At 46.5% G+C, this 15,188-nt stretch carries 18 protein-coding genes; all 18 read left to right on the top strand.

The window, feature by feature from the left end:
• Positions 1 to 18: 18 nt before the first annotated feature.
• Entirely contained in the window at positions 19 to 1,419 is a 1,401-nt protein-coding gene (gene hslU, locus L693_RS0116810) for an ATP-dependent protease ATPase subunit HslU (RefSeq protein ID WP_025718468.1), read from the top strand.
• A gap of 408 nt (positions 1,420 to 1,827) precedes the next feature.
• Complete coding sequence (flgB, locus tag L693_RS0116815; RefSeq protein ID WP_025718470.1) at positions 1,828 to 2,235, top strand: flagellar basal body rod protein FlgB; 408 nt, start codon at positions 1,828 to 1,830, stop codon at positions 2,233 to 2,235.
• A gap of 6 nt (positions 2,236 to 2,241) precedes the next feature.
• Complete coding sequence (flgC, locus tag L693_RS0116820) at positions 2,242 to 2,694, top strand: flagellar basal body rod protein FlgC (protein WP_025718472.1); 453 nt, start codon at positions 2,242 to 2,244, stop codon at positions 2,692 to 2,694.
• A 39-nt stretch (positions 2,695 to 2,733) separates the two neighbouring features.
• A complete protein-coding gene (gene fliE / locus L693_RS0116825; RefSeq protein ID WP_025718474.1) occupies positions 2,734 to 3,048 on the top strand; it encodes a flagellar hook-basal body complex protein FliE in 315 nt (104 codons plus the stop codon).
• A gap of 35 nt (positions 3,049 to 3,083) precedes the next feature.
• Positions 3,084 to 4,667, top strand: coding sequence for a flagellar basal-body MS-ring/collar protein FliF (fliF, locus tag L693_RS0116830; protein ID WP_025718475.1), 1,584 nt, complete (start codon positions 3,084 to 3,086; stop codon positions 4,665 to 4,667).
• A gap of 11 nt (positions 4,668 to 4,678) precedes the next feature.
• Positions 4,679 to 5,695, top strand: coding sequence for a flagellar motor switch protein FliG (fliG, locus tag L693_RS0116835; RefSeq protein WP_025718476.1), 1,017 nt, complete (start codon positions 4,679 to 4,681; stop codon positions 5,693 to 5,695).
• Positions 5,688 to 6,524, top strand: coding sequence for a FliH/SctL family protein (locus tag L693_RS0116840; protein WP_025718477.1), 837 nt, complete (start codon positions 5,688 to 5,690; stop codon positions 6,522 to 6,524). Before fliG ends, L693_RS0116840 begins: the two co-directional genes overlap by 8 nt.
• On the top strand, positions 6,511 to 7,830 hold the full coding sequence (gene fliI, locus L693_RS0116845; protein WP_025718478.1) for a flagellar protein export ATPase FliI: 1,320 nt from the start codon (positions 6,511 to 6,513) through the stop codon (positions 7,828 to 7,830). The genes L693_RS0116840 and fliI overlap by 14 nt, the downstream gene beginning before the upstream one ends.
• Before the next feature lie 10 nt (positions 7,831 to 7,840).
• Positions 7,841 to 8,284, top strand: coding sequence for a flagellar export protein FliJ (gene fliJ / locus L693_RS0116850; RefSeq protein ID WP_025718480.1), 444 nt, complete (start codon positions 7,841 to 7,843; stop codon positions 8,282 to 8,284).
• A 48-nt stretch (positions 8,285 to 8,332) separates the two neighbouring features.
• The gene (locus L693_RS0116855) at positions 8,333 to 9,337 is read left to right on the top strand and encodes a MotE family protein (RefSeq protein WP_025718481.1); all 1,005 of its coding nucleotides are present in this window, start codon (positions 8,333 to 8,335) and stop codon (positions 9,335 to 9,337) included.
• 26 nt (positions 9,338 to 9,363) lie between these two features.
• Entirely contained in the window at positions 9,364 to 10,821 is a 1,458-nt protein-coding gene (locus L693_RS0116860; RefSeq protein WP_025718482.1) for a flagellar hook-length control protein FliK, read from the top strand.
• A gap of 20 nt (positions 10,822 to 10,841) precedes the next feature.
• Positions 10,842 to 11,375, top strand: a complete 534-nt coding sequence (locus L693_RS0116865) for a flagellar hook capping FlgD N-terminal domain-containing protein (RefSeq protein WP_025718483.1) — start codon at positions 10,842 to 10,844, stop codon at positions 11,373 to 11,375.
• A complete protein-coding gene (locus L693_RS0116870) occupies positions 11,372 to 11,752 on the top strand; it encodes a TIGR02530 family flagellar biosynthesis protein (RefSeq protein ID WP_025718484.1) in 381 nt (126 codons plus the stop codon). The genes L693_RS0116865 and L693_RS0116870 overlap by 4 nt, the downstream gene beginning before the upstream one ends.
• 104 nt (positions 11,753 to 11,856) lie before the next feature.
• Complete coding sequence (gene flgG, locus L693_RS0116875) at positions 11,857 to 12,666, top strand: flagellar basal body rod protein FlgG (RefSeq protein WP_025718485.1); 810 nt, start codon at positions 11,857 to 11,859, stop codon at positions 12,664 to 12,666.
• 60 nt (positions 12,667 to 12,726) lie between these two features.
• On the top strand, positions 12,727 to 12,951 hold the full coding sequence (locus L693_RS0116880; RefSeq protein ID WP_014281086.1) for a flagellar FlbD family protein: 225 nt from the start codon (positions 12,727 to 12,729) through the stop codon (positions 12,949 to 12,951).
• Positions 12,948 to 13,421: a flagellar basal body-associated FliL family protein gene (locus L693_RS0116885; RefSeq protein ID WP_025718486.1), complete on the top strand. Its 474-nt coding sequence runs from the start codon at positions 12,948 to 12,950 to the stop codon at positions 13,419 to 13,421. The genes L693_RS0116880 and L693_RS0116885 overlap by 4 nt, the downstream gene beginning before the upstream one ends.
• A gap of 42 nt (positions 13,422 to 13,463) precedes the next feature.
• Positions 13,464 to 14,462: a flagellar motor switch protein FliM gene (gene fliM / locus L693_RS0116890; protein WP_025718487.1), complete on the top strand. Its 999-nt coding sequence runs from the start codon at positions 13,464 to 13,466 to the stop codon at positions 14,460 to 14,462.
• On the top strand, positions 14,452 to 15,188 hold a 737-nt coding region (fliY, locus tag L693_RS0116895; RefSeq protein ID WP_025718488.1), incomplete at its 3' end, for a flagellar motor switch phosphatase FliY. The genes fliM and fliY, both read left to right, overlap by 11 nt.

The following is a 15,188-nucleotide window of genomic DNA, read 5'->3' on the forward strand; positions in this document are numbered from 1 at the left end:
AGGGTGGAGGAATGCAAAATGAAAAATCAATCGTTGACGCCCAGACAAATTGTATCCGAGCTGGATAAGTATATTGTCGGACAAAAGCAGGCTAAAAAATCTGTGGCTGTTGCTTTGCGCAACCGATATCGTCGTAGCAAGCTGCCGGATGATGTCCGGGATGAGATTGTGCCTAAAAATATTCTGATGATTGGGCCGACAGGTGTAGGTAAAACGGAGATTGCTCGTAGACTTGCACGGCTCGTGGGAGCTCCTTTTGTCAAGATTGAAGCGACCAAATTTACAGAAGTGGGCTACGTCGGTCGTGATGTGGAGTCCATGGTACGTGATCTGATGGAAACCTCCATACGCATCGTTAAGGCGGAACGAACAGAAAATGTGAAGGACAAAGCAGAGGATATGGCCAATGAACGGATTGTCAATATCCTCGTACCTGCCGAGAAGTCCAACAAATCGCAGCGTAATCCCTTTGAAATGCTGTTCGGTAACAACCCGGGAACTTCAGTTGAAGAAGAATCACCACAACAGGATGCTTCCTTGGCAGAAAAACGACGTAAGGTTAAATTCGATCTGCTATCCGGTAAGCTTGAGGATGAGGTCATAGAGATTGATGTAGAGGATACCGCACCCAATATGCTCGATATGTTTGCCGGGCAAGGAAATGAACAAATGGGTATGAATATGCAAGAGATGTTCGGAAGCTTTCTACCCAAGCGAACTAAAAAACGCAAGTTATCCGTGAAGGAAGCCCGTAAGGTTCTGATTCAGGATGAGGCCGCCAAGCTGATCGACATGGATGATGTGATCCAGGAGTCCGTGAAACGTGCTGAACAGTCCGGTATTATTTTCATTGATGAAATAGATAAGATTGCGAGTCAGGGCAAGGGTAGTGGACCCGACGTTTCGAGAGAGGGCGTCCAGCGTGACATTTTGCCTATTGTCGAGGGATCTACCATTATGACTAAATACGGTCCGGTAAGAACGGATTACATTCTGTTTATTGCAGCTGGGGCCTTTCATGTCGCCAAGCCATCTGACCTCATTCCTGAGCTTCAAGGCCGTTTTCCTATCCGTGTCGAGCTGAGCAGCTTGACCCTGGATGAGTTTGTGTCGATATTGACAGAGCCTAAAAATGCGCTGACTAAGCAATATACGGATCTGCTCCGTACTGAAGAGATCGAGGTTGAATTTTCAACGGATGCGATCCGTGAGATTGCCAGCATTGCCGAGTCCGTAAATCGGAACACGGAAAATATCGGAGCACGCCGCCTGCATACCATTTTAGAAAAGCTGCTGGAGGATCTATCCTTCGAAGCTCCTGAGCTTACATTGGATCGTATGATTATTACTCCCGAATATGTACGTGAGAAGCTGGGTGATATTGCCCAAAACAGGGACCTTAGTCAGTATATTTTATGAGTTATGTTTCTAAAAATAGGGTGCGGGGTCCAGAATAACACTATCTTGCACCGTTATATAGACCTAGATGAAAGTCAAGTTGATGATTTATCTGTCTATTCCAAAAGTAGGACGTGTAATCTTTTACAGGTGTAAAGTGCTAAAAAAACGTCCATTCCCATGAAAAAAACCTGAAAAATTTAACATTTTATGCATCTAAAGCCCTCTTTTTTAAAAAAGATAGGGCTTTTTTCTTATTGTAATTAGGTCCCAACTCTACGAAACTTAGAATATATGACAGAAAGCAATTATTTTCTACTTAAGACCTAAGAGAAATGTATAATTATGAAATTTAATTGTCGAAAAAAAGTAAAAAATCTTGTTTTATTGAATCTTACTTTGGAGTAGACGTTGGAAGGGAGGAGCTAAATGAATCTGCTAGGTGATGTGAGCTTCCAAAAGCTTCAGGCAGGTGTACAGGCGGCAAATACGAGACAACGCGTGATAGCCGACAACATTTCCAATGCGGACACCCCGTATTTCAAGCGTTCGGAGGTTTCATTTGAAGAACTGCTTCAGCAGCAAATGGACGGTAATGTAACACCACTGCATGGAAAGGTTACCAATGCAAGACATTTTCAAATAGGACCTGTGAACTCCATTCCGGATGCTGTGGTTACCAAAGATGGGTACTCAGTCATGAATAATAATATGAACAACGTAGATATTGACAGAGAAATGAGTCTTATGGCTGAAAATCAACTGAGATATAATACCTACATCCAGGAAATTTCTGAACGTATCAAAATGATGAGAACAGCGGTGGAAGGGAGATAGGACTAGGTGAAGATTAACAACGGCTTTGATATTAGCGCATCTGCACTTACGGCCCAACGCCTGCGGATGGACGTTATATCAAGTAACATCGCCAACGCAGAGACAACTCGGGCCAGAGTGGAGAATGGACAAGCAATTCCATATCGGAGAAAAACGGTTGTTTTGGAGCCGAACCAATCTGGCTTTGCCGATGTTTTGAAGGCTCAAATGGAAGGAAACAGCACAGGTGCCGCCGGCGTTAAGGTTGCGCAGATTCAGGAAGATCAGTCACCTTTGAAGCCTGTGTACAATCCGGGTCACCCGGATGCTGATAAAGATGGCTATGTATATATGCCAAATGTAGACATTATGAAAGAAATGGTTGACATGATTTCCGCAACACGCTCGTACGAAGCCAATGTAACAGCTCTGAATGCATCAAAAGCGATGGTTTCCAAAGCGCTTGAAATCGGTCGCTAAGTTCCAGGACTACTAACTATTGAATAGGGAGAGTAAAGCATGATTCAGAACGCCATGTTTAATGTACAGACACCGGTAATACAGCAGATTCAATCGCCTAACAATGAGTTGACAAAAGCGACGCCTTCCGAATCCATAAAGGATTTTGGTTCCTTCCTAAAGGATGCTCTCAATGAAGTAGGGCAGCAGGAAGCCGCTACACACCAGATGTCCGACCAATTCATGGCAGGCAAAGTTGATGTGGATCAAGTCATGATCACTTCCCAGCAAGCGCTGCTTTCCCTGCAGCTTACTACACAGGTCCGAAACAAAGCGATTGAAGCCTATCAGGAGATCATGCGTACACAGATGTAAAGAGGGTCTAGCAAAGTTTCGGATGGGGTGACGGAGTGAACGAGAGAATCGCCCAATATCGGGATAGAATTACCGGATATTGGAATAATTTTAGTAAAAAACAGAAAATACTACTTGTTTCGACATTAGCATTCATCATTATTGCAATTGTAGTGCTAACGATGCAGTTTACCAAAACTGAGTATGAAGTGGCTTTCCGGGACTTAAATGCAAACGATGCGGCCGGAGTCATCAAATATCTCGATTCAGCGGGTATACCTTATCAGCTCAATGCTGGTGGGACGCAAATCTCAGTCCCGACCGCAAGTGCGGATAAAGCAAAGGTAGATGTCGGGTCTCAAGGCCTAATTCAAAAGGGTTCAATCGGCATGAGCGCTTTTGACCAGTCTTCCTCGGCAATTGGTATGACGGAAAACGAGTTCAATGTGAAGTATAACAACGCATTGAATGGCGAAGTACAGCAGCTGTTGGAACGGATGGATGGTGTCCAAAGCTCCAAAGTTGTCATTAATATGCCGAAGGAAAACATTTTTGCCGGACTTGAAGAGAAGGATAAAGCTTCTGCTTCAGTACAAATGGAATTCGAACCTGGCTTCACGCCAAATCAACAAGCTATTGATGGATATTTTAATCTGGTGAAAACGGCTGTGCCGAATTTGCCAGTGGAGAACATTACGATCACCAATAAGGAATATGAGTTGATTCCAACAGCCAAGGGCGGCCAAGGAGGACTCACTAGCGGTGTTCAGGAAAACATGGCTCTACAGAAGAAGTTTGAGAGCGATGTTAGGACTAATGTTCAACAATTTTTGTCGAAAATTGTTGGCGACGACAAGGTCAATGTACTGGTCATGTCCCAGTTGAATTTTGACAAAGTAACATCCAAGGAACAAATGGTCACCCCTGTTGACCAAGCGAAAATGAAGGGCATTGAAATCAGTGCTCAACAAATTCAGGAAAGCTATACGGGCAACAGTGGACAAACCGGAGGAGTTGCAGGAACTGGGACGCAGGATATTCCAGGCTACCCTGGGGGAGCCAATTCTGGAAACACCAGTTCAGATAAGAGCTCAAGTACAATTAACTATGAGGTTAACCGAATTGCCAGGGATATTATCCAAAGTCCGTACACTGTAAAAGATTTAACCATTAATGTAGCGGTTGAACCACCAACAGGGCAACAAACGTTGGATACTGCAACTCAGACAGCAATTCAAAATATTTTGGTTAATATTGTAAGAGCCTCGTTGGCGAATTCCGGTACTACCTTTACAGACGCTGATTTGGCCAAAAAGGTTTCAGTTTTTTCTCAACCTGTCCCGGCACCAGCGAGCACCAACACATTCTTCTCTGCTTCCAATCCGTGGGTTTGGGGCATCGGAGCTGCAGTCCTGGCATTGTTGGCGGGTGTAATCTTCCTGATCGTGCGTGGTCGTCGTAAGCAGGAAGAAGATCTGGAGGAAGATTTGGAACTCATGCCAACACCGACGGAGTTCCCGTCTATTACCATGGAAAGTGTGACAAATGAAAGTCAAGTGCGTAAACAGCTTGAAAGTCTGGCGAAAAAGAAACCCGACGAATTCGTCAATCTGCTTCGTACATGGCTGGCTGACGAATAGAGGTGAGTTCATTGGCAAAGGCAAGCAGTCAAGGTTTAACGGGAAGACAGAAAGCGGCTATTCTTTTGATCACAATGGGGCCAGAAGTATCTGCTCAAATATTCAAACATTTGCGTGATGAGGAGATCGAGCAGCTTACATTGGAAATTGCCAATGTGCGGAAGGTCGATGCCATTGAAAAAGACTCCATTATGGCCGAGTTTCATCAAATTTGCCTGGCTCAGGAGTACATTTCCCAGGGCGGTATCAATTACGCGAAAGAAATATTGGAAAAAGCACTCGGATCGCAAAAGGCGGTTGAAGTCATTAACCGTCTGACGGCCACATTGCAGGTGAGACCATTTGATTTTGCCCGCAAGGCTGATCCGAACCAGATTTTGAATTTTATACAAAATGAAAATCCACAAACGATTGCTCTCGTGCTTTCGTACTTGCAATTCGAGCAGGCGGCGGCGATTCTGTCGTCTCTGCCACAGGAAAAGCAAGCAGATGTGGCCCGGCGTGTCGCTGTCATGGACAGCACGTCTCCGGAAGTCATTTCACAAGTGGAACGTGTGCTGGAGCAAAAGCTGTCGGCAACCGCGACGCAGGACTACACGAATGCAGGCGGTATCGAGTCCATCGTTCAGATTTTGAATGGTGTAGACCGAGGAACCGAACGTACTATTCTCGACTCGCTTGAGATTCAGGACCCTGAACTGGCCGAGGAAATCAAAAAGAGAATGTTTGTATTCGAGGATATTGTCAATGTGGACAACCGTTCCATTCAACGCATTATCCGCGATATCGACAACTCGGATTTGCAATTGGCGCTTAAAGTATCCAGTGAAGAAGTACGCGATGTGATTTTCCGAAATATGTCGAAACGTATGGCAGAGACCTTCAAAGAAGAAATGGAGTACATGGGACCGGTGCGGCTGCGTGATGTGGAAGAAGCACAAACACGTATCGTATCGACGATCCGCAGATTGGAAGAGGCCGGTGAGATTATAATTGCACGCGGCGGAGGAGATGACATCATTGTCTAACTTGATCAAATCTTTCCAATATGTGCCTGTAGAGGCTTTGAAAACGATTGACGTGGCACATACCTATGCGCCAGAAACGACGGATGACGAAATCACAATGGAATATATGGAGCCGGAGCCTCAAAGAGATCATGAGGCTGAACGGCTCCGGGATGAAATGCTGAATGATGCCAAAGATTTTGCCGAACGGCAGGTCCGTGAAGCGGCTGAAGAAGCGGAACGGATGCTTCAGGAAGCACAGCAGCAGATTGAAGACTGGTGGCAGGAACGGCGTGAGAATGACGATCAGTTAACCCAGTCGTTAAAAGCCGACGGATTCCAGCAAGGCTATGAAGAAGGTCAGAAGCTGGCTGAGGCCGAGCTCCAGACAAAATCGGAACAAATGATGGAAGAAGCACAGGAAATTCTGCGTCAGGCCTATGAGATTAAAGAGCAGCTGATTCAGGAAGCTGAGCCGTTTTTGGTCGAATTGAGTAGTGCTATTGCTGAAAAGGTCATTGAAAAGCAGCTTAGTCTTGCGCCTGAATATACGATTGAGCTAATTCGCAAAAATTTGGCCCGCAAGCGGGAAAAAGGAACAATCACGTTATGTGTGTCGCCTCAGCATTTCGCATTTGTGCAAGGCGCGCGCGAAGAACTGTCGCTAACTGTTGATTCGCAGGCAGAACTACAAATTATTCCTGATGGTACTGTGAAAGATCGTGGTTGTGTCATCCGCTCTTCCTTTGGAAGCGTGGATGCACGGATTGATACGCAATTAGCGGAGATCAAAAAAGAACTGCTGCGTCTGGCACATGAGAATGAGGAGCGAAGACATGAAGGGGCTTAATGCGCAGCGCTACATGGATCATTTGCGACAGCTGGACCCGGTTCAGGTAAACGGCAAGGTTACACAGGTTATCGGTTTGATGGTGGAATCAGAAGGTCCAGACGCCAGCATCGGGGATGTTTGTTACATTTATCCGGGTAAAACAGCCAAGCCGCTGCAAGCGGAGGTTGTGGGCTTCAGAGACAATAAGGTGCTTCTGATGCCACTGGGAGAACTGCAATCCATAGGTCCGGGTTGTGATGTTGTAGGGACTGGGAAACCACTCAACGTGCAGGTAGGATCAGAGCTGCTAGGCAAAGTGCTGGACGGATTGGGTCAGCCCTTGGATGGTTCGTTGATTCCCTCGAGAATGGCGAGATATTCGACCTTTAATATTCCTTCCAATCCGCTAAATCGTCCGCGTGTGCAGGAACCGATCAGTATCGGAATACGGGCTATTGATGGATTGTTAACCATTGGAAAAGGACAACGGGTTGGTATTTTTGCAGGATCTGGTGTAGGAAAGAGTACCCTCATGGGAATGATTGCACGTAATACGGAAGCCGATGTCAACGTAATTGCACTGATCGGAGAACGTGGACGCGAGGTACTGGACTTTATCGAACGGGACTTGGGTCCAGAGGGACTCGAACGTTCTGTAGTCATTGTGGCCACTTCCGACCAACCTGCGCTGATTCGAATTAAGGGTGCGCTCATTGCGACGACGATTGCAGAGTACTTTCGGGATCGAGGGTTGAACGTCATGCTGATGATGGACTCCGTTACCCGGTATGCCATGGCTCAGCGTGAAGTAGGACTGGCCATAGGGGAGCCCCCGGCAATGAGAGGATACACTCCTTCCGTGTTTGCCAGTCTGCCAAAGCTGTTGGAACGTGCAGGAACGGGACCTAATGGCTCTATAACCGCCTTCTATACAGTGCTGGTCGATGGTGACGACATGAACGAGCCTATTGCGGATGCTGTGCGCGGGATTTTGGATGGTCACATTGTATTGAACCGGGGGATTGCGAACAAAGGGCATTTTCCCGCAATTGATGTGTTAGCGAGCATTAGTCGGGTCATGAAGGACATTTCGCCGCGTGATCAGATCGAAGCTGCCGAAAACATTAAGCGTTTGATGGCCATTTACAAGGATTCGGAGGACCTGATCAATATCGGGGCCTATCAGCAGGGTTCAAATGCAGAAATTGACGAATCCTTGGAGCGCATACGGGATATTTGGGATTTTACAAGACAAAGAACAGATGAAAAGACTGAGCTGGATGAGGTACGAGAACGTTTGATTTCTGAATTTACGAGGAGATGAAGGTTGAACGATGAGATTTCAGTATTCCTTTCAGAAAGTTGTAGACTTGAAAACGAATGAAAAGTCACAGGCCGAATGGATGCTTTCCAATGCTGTTGGACAATTGCAGGCTGAAGAGCAGACATTATTACAGCTTGTAGGCGAAAGGAATCGGGTCATATCAGCCATTCTAAAGGCTGCCGAGGAATGTGCGCCACTCTCTACCATTCAGGAATTACAAGCTTATGTTAATCATCTGGACCAATGTATTACACGAAAGCATAAGGACGTTCAATATGCGCAGCAAAATGTGCAAAGCAAACAAACCGTTTTGACCGATAAAATGCTGGATGAACAGGTTTGGCTGAAAGCAAGAGAGAAGGCCAACGTGAAATTCCAACAGGAAATGCTCCTGCGCGAGCAGAACGAGCTGGATGAAATGGCTTCCGTGCGATTTGCCATGAAAGCCCGGTAAGCGGAAAGTCATAGGAATACGCATATCAGCTGCCTGAGGAGGAAGACGATGGCACAGAAGTTAGCAGAAAATGAACTTGATATGGATTTAGAAAAAGAATCAGGCGGGGGATTTGAACGGTTTATGTTTTTCCTGATCCCGATTGTTTTCACAATCGTTCTGGTCGGGGTCCTGCTTACACTGTTCAATATGGATTTCAGAAGCGAAATGATTTCATTGGGGAACAAGATACCAGTTGTAAAAAATTGGCTCCCTGAATCGAAAGATAAGGCTACTCAGACGAAAGAGGCAGATCAGAAGGCCCAGTCTGAAAGCTCTGAGGCAACCATTCAGCAGTTAAAGGCAGATTTGGCCAAACAGACGGAGGAGCTTAAGAAGGCTTCTGCTGCCAAAACGGCCCAGGATAAAAAGGTTTCAGAACTGCAGAATCAAGTCAATACGATTCAAACGCAGCAATCACAACAGACACAACAGTCGCAAGCCGGTCAGCAGGGACAGACAGGTGCGCAAGCCACAGGCACTACTTCTAGCGGAACAATGAATGAAGATCCATATGTAAAGCAGGCGAAGGATCTCGCTTCCATGTATGAAGGAATGACGGCAAGCAAGGCGGCACCGATTATGGAAAACCTGACTACGGAAGAAACTGTACAACTATTAAGCTACATGGATCCTGCAAACAGTGCGAAAATCCTGCAAAAGATGGATGCCAAAAAGGCAGCTGATATTACCATGGCACTGAAAAATGTAACGCCATCTACGGGTTTGTCAGTAGCTGCGTTGCAGTCGCGTCTGAAAAAGGATCAAGGTAGCACAGCAGGGACGACAAGTAAAAGTTTGCAAAGCACGCAAATTGGCAGCACATTTGCTTCCATGGATAAGAAAAGCGGTGCTGAACTTATTTTACAAACTTACAAAATTAGTCCGGACAAGGCATTAAACATATTAAATACAGTAGATGATTCAACACGTGCTTCTTTACTGCAAAATATGTCTGCCAAGGATGCGGGCCAAACTGCAAAAATTTTGAACAAGCTGATGGGTAGCAAGTAATGTAAATGAAGGGAGGTGAAAAATAAATGACCCTTATTTCTCAAAGCGTATCTCTTGGTTCCAGTCAGACAGCGGGTAGCACGACGTCAGCATCAACAACGAATACAGCAGCAGCTGGAGCGACAAATGGTGCTTTTAATCAAACACTTACGCAAATGATGACAGGCGGGCAAACGGGCTCAGCTGGGGCAGATGCTAACAGTTCTCCATTAGTTATGGTACTTCCACTTATTGCAGCCGGAGAATCTGCGGAAGCTCCAACCGCACCGCTGGTCGAAACATTGGCTCCTTTGCTTCAAAATCTTGATAAGCTGGATGATCAGATAGCTGCTGATCCTGCTTTGCTTGCAGCTCTGCAATCGTGGATTCAGCAAGTCCAACAGTTTTTGCAAGGTAGCGGAACAAATCAACAGACAGTTGGTGGAGAAACGACAGAGCCAACAGGCTTAACGGCTTTGGCAGCTAATCCAGCTACACTTCAATTTGCATTGCAGGATGCTTTGTCACAGCTTGCTAATGTAGCTGAGCAGGCCTCGGGAAAACAAAAATCCCAGGTGTCACAGCTGCTACAATCGCTTCAAAGTGTGACGGCGGGTACGGGAACTATTACCGATGAGCAGTGGAATGGTGTAATGAAGGCTGTGGAACTTGCTAATGGTGGAGATTCACAAACGGCTCAACCTTCTGCAAATCGGGCTAATGGTACTCAGACATTAACAGCAGCTTCTACAGACAAACAGGTTGTTGCTCCTGAGCAGCAAGCGAGTCAAGGTGGAACAAGTCAACAAGGCTCGGAAGGACAACGTGCATCAACTAATCTTCATGCTCAAGCTGCAGTTAAAGCGACTGCAACGGATGAAGCCAGTACAATCGTAGACGCAAGTGAGCAAGCGGATCCGGCAGCAACTGACAATCAAACTCCAGTGATCACGACTGCAGGACAGCTTTCGGTACAGACACAAGGAACAACACCTTCGGCTCCGGCTCAACCCGTGGTACATGTACGGCAATTTGCCAAGGAAATGACTGAATTTGTAGTGCAGAAGCTTGATATTGTAAAGCATTCCGGCATGACGGAAGCGACGATCATGCTTCGTCCAGATCATCTCGGTCAGCTGGAAGTTAAGCTGACGATGCAGAATGGTCATCTGGTTGCCCAATTCATGACCGAGCATAGCGGAGCGAAAGATTTGCTGGAACAGCAAATGTCGCAGCTGCGTGCCAGCTTGCAAAGCCAGGGTATCCAGGTGGATAAGGTGGAAGTAACACATAATGAATCGCTTTCCTCCCATATGTATCAGGATGGCCGCGGCTCCAGTGCTAATCAACAACAGCAATCCAACCAGCGTTCCAAGGCTCAAAGCAGAGAAGAGAACGAGGATGCTATGAAGGTAGCCGAAATGGCAGAAGAGCTGCGCAACTGGACAGCAGAACAACGTGCAGATGACGTGAATCGGACAGGTTCCTTTACAGCACAAGCGTAATGATGGAGGTGAGAACACAGGTGACGATTACAGACAGTAATGTATCCACCAGTAACGTTTGGCCGAATTACAATGTGAATAATGTCAAGACAGCAAGTGCCAAGGATACCAAAACGATGGGGAAGGATCAATTTTTGAAAATTTTGATCACCCAGCTGCAAAATCAGGACCCGATGCAGCCTTTGGAGGATAAAGAATTTATCGCTCAAATGGCCCAGTTTTCTTCGGTGGAACAACTGATGAACATTTCTACGCAGTTGAATGCATTGGGACAGTCTTTAGGCACAGCTTCCGGATTGATAGGGAAGGAAGTTAGCTGGATTGAAGCAGGTAAAAAAAATCCCCTGACAGGTGAAACTGCGGCAAGTGCGACGAAAAGTGGAATCGTAGATTCCATCGTTATTCGCGACGGTGTGCAGTATGCCAAAATGGGAGCGTCCGAGGTAGCATTAAAAGATGTTACATCGGTAAGCCAGGCCAACTCGACGGCTCCGGCAACAGAAACGTCAGATACTACACCTTCTTCCTCTACTGGAAGCGGTGAGAACTCATGAATGACAGGATAACGGTTGGGCGTCTTTTTCCCGCCAATGTTCCTCCGGTAGCAATCCCGCAGAACCGAGCCAATTCAGTGTCGAAGGATGCCAAACCATTCGATCAGGTGCTGCAGGAACAGGTGCTCAAGCTGAGCAACCATGCAGCCAAGCGGCTGGAGCAGCGAGGAATAGAGCTGAGAAGTGACCAGATGGCAAAGATTAACTCCGCTGTCGATAAAGCAGCTGCCAAAGGTGCTAAGGAATCATTGATTTTGATGCAGGATATGGCTTTGATTGTAAGTGTACCCAATCGAACAGTTGTTACCGCGATGGATAAGCAATCCATGGAGAATAACGTATTTACGCAAATAGACAGTGCTGTAATTATTTCATAGAAATTGTATACGATGTGGCTGGCCCGAACAGGAAAGCCATGAAAAAGCCGCGGATCGACTGATGCGGTCAACTAAGCAACCAATCAGAGGAGGATTTATACTCAATGTTGAGATCAATGTATTCAGGTGTATCGGGCATGAAGGGCTTTCAAACGAAGCTGGACGTTATCGGTAACAACATTGCAAACGTAAATACTACAGGCTTTAAGTCCAGCCGGGTGATGTTCAAAGATATTTTGAGCCAGACAAGTTCAGGAGCAAGCGCACCGGACGGTACGACAACTGCAGGGCAAAATGCCAAGCAGGTTGGTCTGGGGGTATCAGTCAGTTCCATTGATACATTACATCTTCCAGGTAGTGCAATGACCACTAATAATCCGACAGATTTACGAATTAACGGTGACGGATTTTTCCTGGTCAAAATGAATGATGCACAGGACATTCCTTATCTGACTCGCGCAGGTGATTTTCATGTAGATGCGAACCGAAATCTGGTTACTTCTGATGGATTTTTCGTAGTGGATTCAGGCGGAACTCCAATCACGCTCGCAGACAATGTTACTTCGTTCTCTATCTCGCAGGACGGCACGATTGTACAGCAATTGGATGATGGTACGACGGATAGCGGTACCAAAATCGGTGTAGCCAGAGTCACCAACCCGGAAGGTTTGGAGAAAATCGGCGGGAGCTTGTATCGCACTACAGTAAACTCCAACATTGATGCCATTGAGCCTGGAGAAGCGAACGCTAATGGCCTGGGAGCTATCATCGCAGGTCAGTTGGAAATGTCCAACGTTGACCTGACTGGCGAATTTACCGAAATGATCGTAGCGCAGCGTGGCTTCCAGGCGAACTCGCGTATCATTACGACTTCGGATGAAGTGCTTCAGGAAGTTGTAAACTTGAAACGATAATCTCATTTAAACGCGGAGGAGTAGAGGCTCCTCCGCACCTATCAGGAGGTTGGTGTTACGATGATCCCGTTAACGCGGCTGAACGGCTCGCCTATGTGGCTTAATGCGCTGCTCATTGAGACTGTGGAGGAAACGCCGGATACATACGTCACTTTGGTGACGGGGAAACGGTTGATTGTATTGGAAAAAGCGGCAGATGTCGTCTCCTTAATCAAGGGTTACAGCCGTGAAATCGGCATCCATGCCGCCACGATAAAAGTGCAACAAATGGAGGAAGACGAATGAAGAAGATGCTGCCATGGCTCATTACAATTTTACTCGCGATTACTTTGATTGCAGGCGCGGCCTTTGTACTTGTACCAGCGCTTAGCGGGAAGAAGTCGGAAGTCACTCCGAATGCGCAAGCTGCTCAAGCAGAACAGCTTCCAAGATTGTCAGCAGATGAACTGGTGGAAGTGAGTTCTGAAATTACCGGCATCAAAACAAATTTAGCGGACGCCGATTACATTGTACAGATGAATCTTTCTTTCCAATTGAACGATGCCAAAGCAAAAGAAGCTTTTGAAAAAATCAAAGACATTAGTATCAAGCCGATTGTTATTCAATTACTTGCAGACACCAAACCTGATGAGCTCAGAACGGCTAAAGGCCGTAGCCAATTCAGTGACAGGCTGACGGATCTCATCAACAAGTCGCTCCCTGAAGGTCACCTGGGGAACGCCAAAATTACAGACTTTTTGCTGGCATCCATTTGATTCCAGGTGAACTTGTCAGGACACGTAAGGGGGTGAATAACATTGGTGGATGTACTGTCACAAGGGGAAATTGATGCCCTTTTAGCAGCTCTTTCGTCCGGTGAAATGGATGCGGAAGAACTTAAAAAGGAAGATACCCAGAAGAAAGTTCGCGCTTATGATTTTAAAAGAGCGCTTCGTTTTTCCAAGGATCATATTCGGAGTCTGACGCGGATACACGAAAATTTTGCGCGGTATCTGACCACTTATTTTTCAGCACAGCTCCGTACATTTGTCCAAATTAATGTCGTTCAGGTGGAGCAGCTTCCATATGATGAATTCATTCGCTCCATTCCGAAAATGACTATTCTGAACATTTTTGAAGCTGAACCGCTGGAAGGCCGAATGGTGCTTGAGGTTCACCCGAATGTAGCTTATGCCATGCTGGACAGGCTTCTCGGAGGAACAGGCTCGGCGCCGTCCAAGGTTAGCGCGTTGACGGAAATCGAGACGACAATCATGGAGCGGATTTTCAGTCGTACCTTTGACAGCCTGCAAGAGGCTTGGAAAACGGTACTGGACATTGAACCGCGTCTGGAGGCGATGGAAACTAACCCGCAGTTTATGCAGATTGTTTCGCCGAATGAAACGATTGCTCTCATTTCGCTCAGCACCAAAATTGGTGATACCACGGGGATGATTAACCTCTGTATCCCGCACGTGGTATTGGAGCCCATTATGGCCAGACTGTCCACGCACCAGTGGTTTACATCCGAAAAGAAATCAAGGGCGCCTGAAGAGATTGACGCCTTGAGATTACGGGTCACCAAAGCAGAGCTTCCTATTATTGCTGAGTTAGGTGAATCCCAGATAAATGTGGCTGAGTTTCTTGGCCTTTCGGTAGGGGATGTCATTTCATTGAACAAACCTGTTAAGGAAGGACTGTCCATCCGGATAGGCGAGAAATTGAAGTTTATGGGAAGTCCCGGCATGGTAAGAGATCGTGTTGCCGTACAAATTGATGAAATTGTCAACGAAGGAGTTGAAGAAATTGACGAGTAAAGACTATTTGTCCCAGGAGGAAATTGATGCCTTGCTGAAACAGTCTGAAGCGGGGACGGATTCTACTCCCGCAAGCAAGACCGTTGACGATTTTCTGACTCCTCTGGAGCAGGATGCTCTTGGGGAAATCGGTAATATAACGTTCGGCAGCGCAGCGACGGCTCTTTCCACACTGCTCGGTCAAAAGGTGGACATTACGACACCAAAGGTTTCAATTATTACCCGTTCTGAATTTGAAACGGCATTTCCAAAGCCGCACGTAGCAGTACATGTGAATTACGTCGATGGATTTGAAGGTATTAACTCGCTCGTAATCAAGAAGCGCGATGCGCAGGTTATTGCGGACTTGATGCTTGGTGGAGAAGGAAACCCGGCAGATGAAGAATTAAACGAAATTCATATCAGTGCCGTACAGGAAGCGATGAACCAGATGATGGGCTCGTCAGCAACCTCGATGTCTACCATGTTTAACCGTTTTGTGAATATATCTCCACCGGGGATTGATATTTTAGACCCCATGCATGGAGATGGAGTATCCAGCTTGCCAGATGAAGAGACGCTTATTACAGTATCCTTCCGTTTATTGATTGGGGAACTTATTGACTCTACACTGATGCAGCTGTTACCTGTAAACTTCGCCAAAAAGATGGTAAGCATCCTGATGAATGGCGGAGAGGACGACGAGCAGCCGCAAGCCTCAGCACAGCAGGTGGCTGCAGCAGCGGC

Origin of the sequence: Paenibacillus sp. 1-18, from assembly GCF_000520755.1 — a bacterium.
In the GTDB taxonomy this organism is placed as follows: domain Bacteria; phylum Bacillota; class Bacilli; order Paenibacillales; family Paenibacillaceae; genus Paenibacillus; species Paenibacillus brasilensis.

What these genes read in the sequence shown, in the direction of transcription:
- hslU (WP_025718468.1), top strand. Translation starts at nt 19, where the DNA reads ATGAAAAATCAATCGTTGACGCCCAGACAAATTGTATCCGAGCTGGAT.
- flgB (WP_025718470.1), top strand. Translation starts at nt 1,828, where the DNA reads ATGAATCTGCTAGGTGATGTGAGCTTCCAAAAGCTTCAGGCAGGTGTA.
- fliE (WP_025718474.1), top strand. Translation starts at nt 2,734, where the DNA reads ATGATTCAGAACGCCATGTTTAATGTACAGACACCGGTAATACAGCAG.
- fliI (WP_025718478.1), top strand. Translation starts at nt 6,511, where the DNA reads ATGAAGGGGCTTAATGCGCAGCGCTACATGGATCATTTGCGACAGCTG.
- fliJ (WP_025718480.1), top strand. Translation starts at nt 7,841, where the DNA reads ATGAGATTTCAGTATTCCTTTCAGAAAGTTGTAGACTTGAAAACGAAT.
- L693_RS0116855 (WP_025718481.1), top strand. Translation starts at nt 8,333, where the DNA reads ATGGCACAGAAGTTAGCAGAAAATGAACTTGATATGGATTTAGAAAAA.
- L693_RS0116860 (WP_025718482.1), top strand. Translation starts at nt 9,364, where the DNA reads ATGACCCTTATTTCTCAAAGCGTATCTCTTGGTTCCAGTCAGACAGCG.
- L693_RS0116870 (WP_025718484.1), top strand. Translation starts at nt 11,372, where the DNA reads ATGAATGACAGGATAACGGTTGGGCGTCTTTTTCCCGCCAATGTTCCT.
- flgG (WP_025718485.1), top strand. Translation starts at nt 11,857, where the DNA reads ATGTTGAGATCAATGTATTCAGGTGTATCGGGCATGAAGGGCTTTCAA.
- L693_RS0116880 (WP_014281086.1), top strand. Translation starts at nt 12,727, where the DNA reads ATGATCCCGTTAACGCGGCTGAACGGCTCGCCTATGTGGCTTAATGCG.
- L693_RS0116885 (WP_025718486.1), top strand. Translation starts at nt 12,948, where the DNA reads ATGAAGAAGATGCTGCCATGGCTCATTACAATTTTACTCGCGATTACT.